This window comes from Chryseobacterium sp. BLS98 (assembly GCF_001045445.1).
In the GTDB taxonomy this organism is placed as follows: Bacteria; Bacteroidota; Bacteroidia; order Flavobacteriales; family Weeksellaceae; genus Chryseobacterium.
The window spans coordinates 222,238-234,891 of the sequence record NZ_LFNF01000001.1; the positions used below are offsets into that span (position 1 = coordinate 222,238).

The 12,654-nt window shown below is 39.8% G+C and carries 5 protein-coding genes, 2 tRNA genes and 3 rRNA genes; 2 read left to right on the forward strand and 8 right to left on the reverse strand.

Annotation, left to right across the window (positions count from 1 at the left end; all coding sequences use genetic code 11):
• Nucleotides 1–72 precede the first annotated feature (72 nt).
• On the forward strand, nt 73–813 hold the full coding sequence (locus tag ACM40_RS20130) for an ester cyclase (RefSeq protein ID WP_165579260.1): 741 nt from the start codon (nt 73–75) through the stop codon (nt 811–813).
• A gap of 687 nt (nt 814–1,500) precedes the next feature.
• Nucleotides 1,501–4,029 carry a DUF5686 family protein gene (locus tag ACM40_RS00990; protein ID WP_228376114.1) on the forward strand — a complete coding sequence of 843 codons (2,529 nt, stop codon included), beginning with the start codon at nt 1,501–1,503 and terminating at the stop codon, nt 4,027–4,029.
• 676 nt (nt 4,030–4,705) lie between these two features.
• On the opposite strand, the gene rrf is transcribed toward ACM40_RS00990, so the two are convergent.
• The 8 genes from rrf to ACM40_RS20715 form a co-directional block, all read right to left on the reverse strand.
• Nucleotides 4,706–4,814: ribosomal RNA gene (gene rrf, locus ACM40_RS00995) — 5S ribosomal RNA — on the reverse strand.
• Between the two features lie 213 nt (nt 4,815–5,027).
• Nucleotides 5,028–7,787: ribosomal RNA gene (locus ACM40_RS01000) — 23S ribosomal RNA — on the reverse strand.
• Nucleotides 7,788–7,944: 157 nt separating this feature from the next.
• Nucleotides 7,945–8,018: transfer RNA gene (locus tag ACM40_RS01005), tRNA-Ala, on the reverse strand.
• A 103-nt stretch (nt 8,019–8,121) separates the two neighbouring features.
• Nucleotides 8,122–8,195, reverse strand: a tRNA-Ile gene (locus ACM40_RS01010).
• Between the two features lie 218 nt (nt 8,196–8,413).
• Nucleotides 8,414–9,930, reverse strand: a 16S ribosomal RNA gene (locus tag ACM40_RS01015).
• Together the 16S, 23S and 5S rRNA genes with 2 tRNA genes alongside form the textbook arrangement of a ribosomal RNA operon.
• Nucleotides 9,931–10,511: 581 nt before the next feature.
• The gene (locus ACM40_RS01020; protein WP_083996759.1) at nt 10,512–10,871 is read right to left on the reverse strand and encodes a VanZ family protein; all 360 of its coding nucleotides are present in this window, start codon (nt 10,869–10,871) and stop codon (nt 10,512–10,514) included.
• Complete coding sequence (gene gcvH, locus ACM40_RS01025; RefSeq protein WP_048501007.1) at nt 10,864–11,241, reverse strand: glycine cleavage system protein GcvH; 378 nt, start codon at nt 11,239–11,241, stop codon at nt 10,864–10,866. The genes ACM40_RS01020 and gcvH overlap by 8 nt, the downstream gene beginning before the upstream one ends.
• Before the next feature lie 129 nt (nt 11,242–11,370).
• Nucleotides 11,371–12,573, reverse strand: coding sequence for a hypothetical protein (locus tag ACM40_RS20715; RefSeq protein ID WP_228376115.1), 1,203 nt, complete (start codon nt 12,571–12,573; stop codon nt 11,371–11,373).
• Nucleotides 12,574–12,654 lie beyond the last annotated feature (81 nt).

Consider the following 12,654-nt stretch of genomic DNA (forward strand, 5'->3'; position numbering starts at 1 on the left):
ACATCCGTTTTGCTATTAACCCAAACAATTCCTTTGTTTTCGCAAAGCAGATCATTTAAAAAATCTCTACAAATGGACATGATCAAAAACAAAGAAGCCATACGCTTTCTCTACGACTCTATATTTAATGCTAAGCAGTTCGAAAAATTACCAATTTTAATATCGGATAACTACACCAATTATATTGGAGCAAAAGGCGTAGCTGCTTTCCGAAAGTCCGTCACAGAGCTGACCCCCGCTTTTCCTGATGCCCAGTGGAAAATAGAGGATATAATTGCTGAGGACGACAAGGTTGTTGTCAAACAAATATTTACCGGAACACATAAGCTCCCGTTTCAAAACATTAACCCAACCCACAAAACGATTTCCGTAAACGGAATTGCAACCTATATATTTAAAAATGGAAAAATTATTTTTAGTGAAATTGAAACAGACCGTTTTAGCTTTTTGCAACAATTAGGAACTTTACCAAATCCATCGGGACAACCAAATCATTCAAATACCATTTTTCTAATCGATAAATTCTTTGTTCCCGAATCTTCCGTCACAGAATTTAAAGAAAGAATGGCTTACAATAGAACTTTTATTAAAAATCTTTCAGGGTTTGTTAGCGATAAAGTTTTGGAAAACCATAATGATAGTGGAAACCTGATCATCATCACTGTTGCAGAATGGGAAAACCAAGATAAGCTGAATGAAGCAAAAATCGCTGTGCAGGCAGAATATAAAAGAATAGGATTTAATCCTCAAGAATTTTACGAAAGGTTAAATATAAAAATGGAACGCGGGCAATATCAAATTTTTCAAGAATAGGGACGTTAGCTGCTTTTCTTTCAATTCTAACAGATAAATAAAATTATCCCTGATACAGATTTTCTTTTCCTATTTATAGAATATTTAATCTGGATATCATCAGGCTCAAGCCCAGCAGGAGAACGGAAAGACTTACAGAAATGTGAGTTTTTTTATTTATTTAAAATTCTAATTTATTAATCTCCTTCTTTAATTATCCACAAGAAACCAAAAGTGTTAGTAATTCCCTTATAATCCTTAATAAGAAGAAAATCTCATAATCATCATATTACTGTGGAAAAAACTGAATTCTGTTACTAACTAACTTATATTAAATAAAATACAATGTTAATAACCTGTGGAAAAAATATCAACAAGCTATTAGCAAGCTATTGAAATACATTTATAATTCCGTGAATAACTTATGGATAACCCCTTAACAACATCTTAAAAACATATTAACAAACTATTGAAAAGTTGCGGAAAAACTGTGAAAAAGTTGTTAGTTTCAATCTTTAATACAATCTCGTTCACAATCTTTTTTTACATCAAAATCTGTTATGATTAACTCATTAAATATCATAATCTTTTACTGTTATTTTCGTTACATTTGTAGTTTTATGAATTTTTACATAAAACGTTAAAAAATATGAACTTTTTTGAAGAAACTGCACGCTTTTTGTTTGTGCTAATTGCTTGAAGAACCAAATGATGTTAAACAACAACCCTAAATACTATAATCTCTTTTTTCTATTCTTTATATCCTGCCTGGCATATGCCCAAAATACAGCGAACGGAAAAATTGTAGACGCAAAAACCAATAAAGAAATTTCCGGAGTGGATATCTTTATTAATGATAATACTGAACCTTTTCTGAAGACCACTCTGGGAAGCTTTAGCGTTCAGTCCGACACTATTATTTATAAACTAAGGTTTTCGAAAAAAAGCTACTCCAACGAAACCGTTACTATTACTCCTGAAAATGCTGCCAATGTTTTCATGCAGCTTTCACAGGAAAAGGTAAGCAGCATCGGCGAAATTGTTATCCACAACGAAAAACCCAAATACAAGAACAAAAAAGAAAACCCTGCTTATGCCATTATGCAGGAGGTGTGGAAAAGGAAGCGCAATAATGGTCTGGAGAAATTCGATACCTATACCTATAAAGAATATGAGAAGATCCAGTTTGACGCAAACAATCTGGACAGCGCTTTTATGAGTAAAAAAATCTTCAATAAGCTTGATTTTATTTTTGATTATGCAGACTCTACAGCGAGCGGAAAAATAGGGCTTCCTATCTTCCTGAATGAATCCGTCTACGAAAATTACGGAGAAAACAAACCCGGCAAAAAGACCAAAAGATTACTTGTTGCCCAAAAAACATCAGGATTCCAGGACAACCAGGTAATTACCATCACCGCGAAAAATCTTTACCGGGATATTAATATTTACGACAATACATTAAATTATTTCGATATAGGCTTTCCAAGCCCTGTTGGAACAAGCGGGTTCAGCACCTATGATTATAATTTGACAGACACCATTTCTATCCATGGTGAGAATGCCTACAAAATAAGATATCAGCCTAAAAGAAAGGATGTTTTAGCGTTTCAGGGCTATCTTTATATAGACACGGATAACTATGCAGTTTTGGGAGCCACATTAAAGTCTACGCAGAAAATCAACGTTAATTTCATCAACAGTATTTCCACAGAACTGGAATATGACAATCCTGATGAGAATACTTTTCTTCCTAAAAAATTTATTACAGAAATAGAGCTTACGCCTTTCGCAAAGAAAAGGACTTCTAAAAGTATTATTGCCAAACGGACGGTAGATTATTCCCAATATGATTTCAACAAGCCTCTTGATGATAAAGTTTTCACACGGAAACAGGAAGAATACGATGACAAATTTGTAGATAAAGATGATGCTTATTGGTTAAAAGCAAGACCAGACTCATTATCCAAATCAGAACAAGGCGTTTATGAAATGCTTGACAGGCTTCAGCAGACCCCAAAATTCAACCGTATCGTTAAAATCTATGAAACACTTGCCTCCGGATATTATAACGCATTTAAAGGTATTGATATCGGCCCAATCTTTTCAATTTACGGTAAAAATGAAGTGGAGGGTGACAGAATAAGACTTGGAGCAAGAACTTACTTTGGGCAAAACGACCCTTGGAGACTTCAGTTCTATACTGCATATGGATTCAAAGATCAACAGGTTAAATATGGTGCAGAAGGCCGTTATATGTTCAACAGAGTTAACAGATTTATGATCGGTGCCGGTACAAAGAGAGATATTGAGCAGCTTGGTGTACAGCTTACCACTGATGACGGAATCATGGCTCGTACCTTTGCTTCATCCACTCTTTTTGCAAGGGGAGAAAACGCTTCTTTGAGCTCCATCAACAAAACCAACATTTTCGCATCCATTGAGCCATGGAAAAACTTCCAGGTTCGCGTAGACGGAACATTGCAAAGCATAAAATCAGCAAATCCTGATAAATTCAGCTTAATGTATTACCGGAATGGTGATCTGAGAAAAACACTTAACGACTCTCACGTTACTTTAAGTTTAATTGCGAGGCCGGGAGCAAAGTTCTCCCAGACAGGAGTTGACCGCTATGAGCACGGAACACTGGCCCCTACCATTATCCTTAAATATACAAGAGGTATCGAAGGGCTTTTTAACGGTGATTTTAACTATAACAGACTTCAGTTTATGTTCTACAAACCTATACTCATAGGAAGCTGGGGGAAAACCATCGTAAACTTTGAAGCCGGAAAGACTTTTGACACAGTTCCGCTGGCCCTGCAGAATGTAATTCCCGGAAACCAGTCATACAGCCTGGCACAGAATACCTTTTCACAGCTTAACTATTATGAATTTGTTGCAGACACTTATACAACACTGCATCTTGAACATCATTTCAATGGAAAAATACTTTCTTTTATTCCTTTGATTAAAAAGCTTAAGCTTAGAGAAATCGCTTTCATAAGAGGTGCTTACGGAACTTTAAGTGACGCTTCCAAAGCCATTAATGTAGATGGATTTAAATATTCGGCGCCAAGCGAGCAGATCTATTTTGAATACGGATTCGGAATTGAAAATATTGGAATCGGAAACCTTAGAATATTCAGGGTCGACTTTAACTGGAGAGGCAATTATCTCGACAGGCCAGATATTTCAACATTTGGAATAAAAGCAGGATTCCAGGTTGGGTTTTAAAATACAAGCTCCTTTTCAATATGATAAGGAGCTTTTTTAATCTAAATAATTAGACTACTGCATAAATATCTTCATATTTTAAACTTGTTTAAGAGTCATTAAATTTGATATCAGATTGTATATAGATTAACATACTTAAATGCAGCAAGCCTGTACAATATGCCCTGATATAAAAAAATCCCTGGCAAAATACCAGGGATTTCTTTTTTCAATAACTTATTTATCTAACATTAACATCTGCACGGATCCGGATCTATGATCATATTGAGACATCTGAACCTCTGCTGTGCAGTCCAGGAGCACCATTCCCTACAAGTGATGGCAAGAGGAGGAAGTGCAAAAGCACTACCATCAATAGTCTTCAGTTATTTTTTTCAGTAATAATACTACTTATATTCGGGACAATGTGTCATTTGAAGATTTTGCTGTATTATGGATAGGACCATATTTTAAATTATATGAACGACTATTTTACTACTTCGCAAACTATCTATTTCAAAATCTTAAAGTACTTAGTCTTTGAATAGCAAGGTAATATTCTCAGATTGAGCAGATCAAGCAGATTTTTTAATTGTCTTTAGATTATTTGTAGATTGATGGATGTATCTCTGCAGTAAAGTGATGTATATAACAAAAAAAGTCTCACACAAACAAGTTGTATGAGACTTTTAATAAAAACTGGCGGCGGCCTACTCTCCCGCTTGTCGCAGTACCATCGGCGCTGGTGGGCTTAACTTCTGTGTTCGGAATGGGAACAGGTGAGCCCCACCGCTAAAACCACCCTAAAGAAGGTATATAGCTGTAGGCAGTAGGCTATAAGCTTTAGGCTTACAGCGTAAAGCATACTGCTTTTTTATCGATAAAAACTTTCACAAAGACAAAACCTTGTCTGCGCACAAAAGAACTTGTTGTAATACTATTTAATTAATTTCTTAATCTCTTAATTTCTTAATCTCTTAATTTTTTAATCTCTTAATATTCTTATATAGCAACCAATAGGCTATAAATCTACGGGTAATTAGTACTACTCGGCTATGCTGTTACCAGCTTTACACCTGTAGCCTATCAACGTCGTCATCTCCAACGACCCTTAAAAGATGTCTCATCTTGAGGCGAGTTTCGCACTTATATGCTTTCAGTGCTTATCTCTTCCAAACGTAGCTACTCAGCGGTGCACCTGGCGGTACAACTGATACACCAGAGGTTTGTTCAATTCGGTCCTCTCGTACTAGAATCAAGCCCTCTCAAACATCTAACGCCCGCAATAGATAGAGACCGAACTGTCTCACGACGTTCTGAACCCAGCTCGCGTGCCACTTTAATGGGCGAACAGCCCAACCCTTGGGACCTTCTCCAGCCCCAGGATGTGACGAGCCGACATCGAGGTGCCGAACCTCCCCGTCGATGTGAGCTCTTGGGGGAGACTAGCCTGTTATCCCCGGAGTACCTTTTATCCTATGAGCGATGGCCCTTCCATACGGAACCACCGGATCACTATGTCCTGCTTTCGCACCTGATCGACTTGTAGGTCTCACAGTCAAGCACCCTTATGCCATTACACTCTACGCACGGTTACCAAGCGTGCTGAGGGTACCTTTGAAAGCCTCCGTTACTCTTTTGGAGGCGACCACCCCAGTCAAACTACCCACCACGCAATGTCCTTCTAAAAGAAGTTAGGCTCCAAGTAAGTAAAGGGTGGTATTTCAACGTTGGCTCCACCAACACTAGCGTGCCGGCTTCAAAGCCTCCCACCTATCCTACACATTACTTACTCAAAGTCAATACGAAGTTATAGTAAAGGTTCACAGGGTCTTTTCGTCCCATTGCGGGTAATCGGCATCTTCACCGATACTACAATTTCACCGAGCTCGTGGCTGAGACAGTGCCCAGATCGTTACACCATTCGTGCAGGTCGGAACTTACCCGACAAGGAATTTCGCTACCTTAGGACCGTTATAGTTACGGCCGCCGTTTACTGGGGCTTCAGTTAATGCCTTCGGTTTAACCCTAAGCACCTTCCTTAACCTTCCAGCACCGGGCAGGTGTCAGACCCTATACAGCATCTTTCGATTTAGCAGAGTCCTGTGTTTTTGATAAACAGTCGCCTGGGCCTCTTCACTGCGGCCACCATTGCTGATGGCGTCTCTTCTTCCGAAGTTACGAGACTATTTTGCCTAGTTCCTTAGCCACGACTCACTCGAGCACCTTAGGATTCTCTCCTCGACTACCTGTGTCGGTTTTGGTACGGGTTGCTTCACTTCGGCTTTTCTTGGAAGCGAGTTCACTACAGCAGCTTCGCCCGAAGGCTAGGCCTTGACTATTCCGTCAGTCTCCAGTAGCTACGTCACTCCGTCCCCTTTTTAGTGTGAGCAAGTATGGGAATATTAACCCATTGTCCATCCACTTCCCCTTTCGGGTGCGCGTTAGGTCCCGACTAACCCTCAGCTGATTAGCATGGCTGAGGAAACCTTAGTCTTTCGGTGAGGGGGTTTCTCGCCCCCTTTATCGTTACTTATGCCTACATTTTCTTTTCTGTCCGCTCCACAATACCTCACGATACTGCTTCGGCGCAAACAGAATGCTCTCCTACCAGATATACCCCTAAGGTATAAATCCATAGCTTCGGTAATATGTTTATGCCCGATTATTATCCATGCCGGACCGCTCGACTAGTGAGCTGTTACGCACTCTTTAAATGAATGGCTGCTTCCAAGCCAACATCCTAGCTGTCAATGCAGTCCAACCGCGTTGCTTCAACTTAACATATATTTGGGGACCTTAGCTGTTGGTCTGGGTTCTTTCCCTCTCGGACATGGACCTTAGCACCCATGCCCTCACTGCCGCAGAACATTTATTAGCATTCGGAGTTTGTCAGGAATTGGTAGGTGGTGAAACCCCCGCATCCAATCAGTAGCTCTACCTCTAATAAACTTTGTTGCGACGCTGCACCTAAATGCATTTCGGAGAGTACGAGCTATCTCCCAGTTTGATTGGCCTTTCACCCCTACCCACAGGTCATCCGAAGACTTTTCAACGTCAACCGGTTCGGTCCTCCACTCTGTGTTACCAGAGCTTCAACCTGCCCATGGGTAGATCACAAGGTTTCGCGTCTAATACTACTAACTAAGCGCCCTATTCAGACTCGCTTTCGCTCCGGCTCCGGACCTGAAGTCCTTAACCTCGCTAGTAACATTAACTCGTAGGCTCATTATGCAAAAGGCACGCCGTCACCCAACTTGTGGGCTCCGACCGCTTGTAGGCGTACGGTTTCAGGTTCTATTTCACCCTTCTATTCGAAGTGCTTTTCACCTTTCCTTCACAGTACTTGTTCACTATCGGTCTTTCAGGAGTATTTAGCCTTGGAGGATGGTCCCCCCATATTCAGACAGGATTTCACGTGTCCCGCCCTACTCATTTATCATCTATGTATACCTTTCGAATACCGGGCTATCACCGTCTATGGCTGCACTTTCCAGTACATTCTTCTAAATATATAAAGACTTTTGGGCTAATCCGCTTTCGCTCGCCGCTACTTACGGAATCTCTTCGATTTCTTTTCCTCCGGGTACTTAGATGTTTCAGTTCTCCGGGTTTGCTTCCCCTAAGGGATGACATATCTTCAATATGCCGGGTTGCCCCATTCGGACATCTGCGGATCAATTCGTGTGTGCCGATCCCCGCAGCTTTTCGCAGCTTACCGCGTCCTTCTTCGCCTCTGAAAGCCTAGGCATCCGCCATACGCCCTTAACGATTTCTTTCCTATTTTTGGTTACTCAAGCGCTTTTATGCGCTCGGTTTTCTCTTTGTGATGTCTTTACCGTTAATGTCAATGATCTTAATGTCTTTCTTTCAGCTTGATGAACAGATGTTGTTTTTGGCTCCATCCGTAACTTTTAAATCAAGCTTCCAAAACTGTGGAGAATAAGGGAGTCGAACCCTTGACCTCCTGCGTGCAAGGCAGGCGCTCTAGCCAGCTGAGCTAATTCCCCCTCTAGGTAAGATTAAAAAATTCAGAGATTCAGAGATTTAAAGATTAGCTGCTGCCAATTTCTTAATCTCTTAATTCCTAAATACCTTAATCCTTTCAATTAGTAGTCTCGGGCAGGCTCGAACTGCCGACCTCTACATTATCAGTGTAGCGCTCTAACCAGCTGAGCTACGAGACTTCATTAATTTTAAATTTTAAATTTTGAATTTTAAATTAATTTTCAAATCTAAAATCTATAATTTACAATCTAAAATCTCTCTCCCTCTGATACTAATTTCTAGTGGGTTTTGTATTTTTTAATATATATCAACCAAATAAAAAACTAAAGCTTTAACTTTAAGATAAGTCAATGCACAGTTAAGTGCTTAATTTTGTTTAACGTTCTTCAACGCTCTAAAATGAGATGTTCCAGCCGCACCTTCCGGTACGGCTACCTTGTTACGACTTAGCCCTAGTTACCTGTTTTACCCTAGGCAGCTCCTGTTACGGTCACCGACTTCAGGTACCCCAGACTTCCATGGCTTGACGGGCGGTGTGTACAAGGCCCGGGAACGTATTCACCGCGCCATGGCTGATGCGCGATTACTAGCGATTCCAGCTTCATAGAGTCGAGTTGCAGACTCCAATCCGAACTGAGACCGGCTTTCGAGATTTGCATCACATCGCTGTGTAGCTGCCCTCTGTACCGGCCATTGTATTACGTGTGTGGCCCAAGGCGTAAGGGCCGTGATGATTTGACGTCATCCCCACCTTCCTCTCTACTTGCGTAGGCAGTCTCACTAGAGTCCCCAACTGAATGATGGCAACTAGTGACAGGGGTTGCGCTCGTTGCAGGACTTAACCTAACACCTCACGGCACGAGCTGACGACAACCATGCAGCACCTTGAAAATTGTCCGAAGAAAAGCCTATTTCTAAGCCTGTCAATTCCCATTTAAGCCTTGGTAAGGTTCCTCGCGTATCATCGAATTAAACCACATAATCCACCGCTTGTGCGGGCCCCCGTCAATTCCTTTGAGTTTCATTCTTGCGAACGTACTCCCCAGGTGGCTAACTTATCACTTTCGCTTAGTCTCTGAATCCGAAAACCCAAAAACGAGTTAGCATCGTTTACGGCGTGGACTACCAGGGTATCTAATCCTGTTCGCTCCCCACGCTTTCGTCCATCAGCGTCAGTTGTTGCTTAGTAACCTGCCTTCGCAATTGGTGTTCTAAGTAATATCTATGCATTTCACCGCTACACTACTTATTCCAGCTACTTCAACAACACTCAAGACCCGCAGTATCAATGGCAGTTTCACAGTTAAGCTGTGAGATTTCACCACTGACTTACGAGTCCGCCTACGGACCCTTTAAACCCAATAAATCCGGATAACGCTTGCACCCTCCGTATTACCGCGGCTGCTGGCACGGAGTTAGCCGGTGCTTATTCGTACAGTACCTTCAGCTACCCTCACGAGGGTAGGTTTATCCCTGTACAAAAGAAGTTTACAACCCATAGGGCCGTCGTCCTTCACGCGGGATGGCTGGATCAGGCTCTCACCCATTGTCCAATATTCCTCACTGCTGCCTCCCGTAGGAGTCTGGTCCGTGTCTCAGTACCAGTGTGGGGGATCACCCTCTCAGGCCCCCTAAGGATCGCTGACTTGGTAGGCCGTTACCCTACCAACTATCTAATCCTGCGCGTGCCCATCTTTATCCACCGGAGTTTTCAATTTAAAATGATGCCATTCTAAATATTATGGGGCATTAATCTTCCTTTCGAAAGGCTATTCCCCTGATAAAGGCAGGTTGCACACGTGTTCCGCACCCGTGCGCCGCTCTCAAGATCCCGAAGAATCTCTACCGCTCGGCTTGCATGTGTTAGGCCTCCCGCTAGCGTTCATCCTGAGCCAGGATCAAACTCTCCATTGTATGTTTTTCCTGACCCTCTCAAAGTTATTTAACGCTTTAGTTTTTTCCTTACTTGGTTGTTATATTGTATGTCAATGATCTTTATATCTTTCCGCATGTAATAAGAAGTCTTCTCTGTCGTTCTGCTCCTTATTTGCGGTTGCAAAAGTAATTATTTATTTTTACCCGACCAAATGTTTTCAAAAGAAATTTAAAGTTTTTTTAGCAACCCTAAACTCTTTCCTAAACCTTAATCTTTATCGCTCCTGCTCCCCGTTTAACCGGACTGCAAAGATATGAAATTTTTTAAAACCCGCAACCTTTTATTTCTAAAAAGTTTTAAGCTCGTTTTCCTTATATCTTTTTTAAGCTTTTTAAATATTATGCTTATCTAAAAGCTCTTCTGCGCTACCGTATACTCTCGTTTTCAGTGGGGCAAAGATACACCCTTATTACATCACAAAACAAATATAGTTAACATAAAATTTAAGCACCGTTCATATTGTGGATAAATACAGTAGTATTGTTTTGATTTTAAATACATTATAGATATTGTAGAGTTATCCACAATAACAGTATATAAGGATGGGAAATCTTTTTGATTAGAAAAATCGTTTGATGAGTGCTTTATATATGAAATATCCTATCAGGCATCCTATAGTATCTGCTACGATATCCAAAGTTTCCATTGATCTTCCTAATCCCATTTCTTCCTGAAGAATTTCGGTAAGAAAGGCATATATAAGTATGATCTGGAAAAAATATGAAAATTTGATTTTAGGAAAGGTGGCAATGAAGGAAAATCCCAGCATTGCAAATATGCTTACATGCAAAACTTTGTCGATACCATTGAACATAAACCAATATTCATGGTTTTCTTCACCGGGCTTGAGAAGCATATAAGTAAGAAATGCCCAATAAATGGGCAAGATCTTACTAAATATTTTTGAAATATTATCCAATGATTGCCTGGTATTCTTCTGCAGTAAGTAGTTCTGAGTGATCTGCACCATCAGCAAGCTCTAATTTGATAATCCATCCGTTTCCATAAGGATCTGTGTTTAAAAGTTCAGGCTGATCTTCCAATTCGGAATTAAACTCAATAACTTTCCCAGCGACAGGTAAGAATAAATCTGAAACTGTTTTCACTGCTTCTACACTTCCGAAAACTGCTCCTCCTTCAAGATCATCGTCTACGGTATCTACATCTACATATACAATATCACCAAGTTCTCCTTGTGCGAAGTCTGTAATACCAATGGTAGCAACATTACCTTCAATCTTGATCCATTCGTGATCTTTAGTGTACTTTAATTCTGATGGTGTATTCATTTTAAATTTTATTTTGTACAAATGTATTCAAAATAATAAAAGGTTCAAAGAGGTAATGAATATCTTGATTAAATTTTGGATGGAAAATAAAAAAACGTTCCTGAGCTAGCAATTGAGCCTACTATCTTATTACTTTGTTATAGCTTTTAATTCTTTAATTTCTTCTGCTAACTTGTCATTATTTTCCTGAAGTTTTTTAAGCTGCTTATTTTGCTCGATGGTATATAATGTAAGTTCCTCAATTTTCTGGAGGAGTTTAATCTGAAATTCTCCAATATTAACTCCCTCTTTTTCCATCTGTGTTGCTGATGCAATTTCAGGAAGGTGCTTTTTTTCTTTAATGTGTTTTTCTACCTCATCTAATTTTGGCAGCTTATAATCTTCATCAAAAACAAAATCAGCCGTAGGGGTTAATGTTACTTTTACTTCCTTTGCTTCAAACTTTCCAAATAAAGCCATATTACCATCGTCAGAAAGTTTCAATTTCGAACCATACATTGTCCCATCGTTTGAATAATTCCAAAATTGTAAAGAATTCCCATAGCCTCCAGTCATATTATATATAGCCCACTTTCCAGCAGTATTTGATGCTGTTTTTGTTGGATTTTCTAAAACAATCACCCCTCCTTCATTCGAACTCATTTTAGAAGAGAGCTGCCCGTTAACTTCAAATCTGTCTCTACTTAGAGTAGCTATAAGTTTCCTATCATCCGTATTAGATACTAAATTAAAATTAATCTGATTCTCCAATAATCGCATATAAGAACCTCCTACATTTGTATTAATACGAGGAAATATTTGACCATTAAAATAGTTTCTTATATTATTCCCAATTCCTACACCTGTGTATGTTTCTTGCGGCTCTGAAGCCCAAAACGACAAATTAGCAGAACTGCTTCCTCCATCACCCGATGAATGTAGTAGAATTGTAGAATTTTCGTGATTTCCAGAAACGGTTAGCTTTTCAGATGGACTTTGAGTTCCTATACCTACGTTGCCCATAATTGTTTGTTTACCTACAAAGTCATTTGCTCCTTTAGTTGCCAATTCATTCCAAGAATTCCAAACATTAAAATCCCCATTTCTTGTCCTAAAAGATATATTACTTCCATTATAAGCAGCACTAATTTGTGTATCGTACTGATTTGCAAAACCGCCAAAACTTATTAATGATCCATTCCAAGGTGTTCCGGATGTAGCATAAGCAAACGTGTAGCCACCTAAAAAGCTATCAGCTGAACCGGGAGTTGAAATTGATACAGTAGGAGACAAATTCTGTGCTGCGGATATTATAGATACTAGACTGAAAAGAGATAAAATAATTTTTTTCATAGTTTTTAATTTAAGCAAAGATATTATATAAACTAGGCTATTCCAAGAAACGTAAATAAAAACTAAAATCCCCTTCTTTAG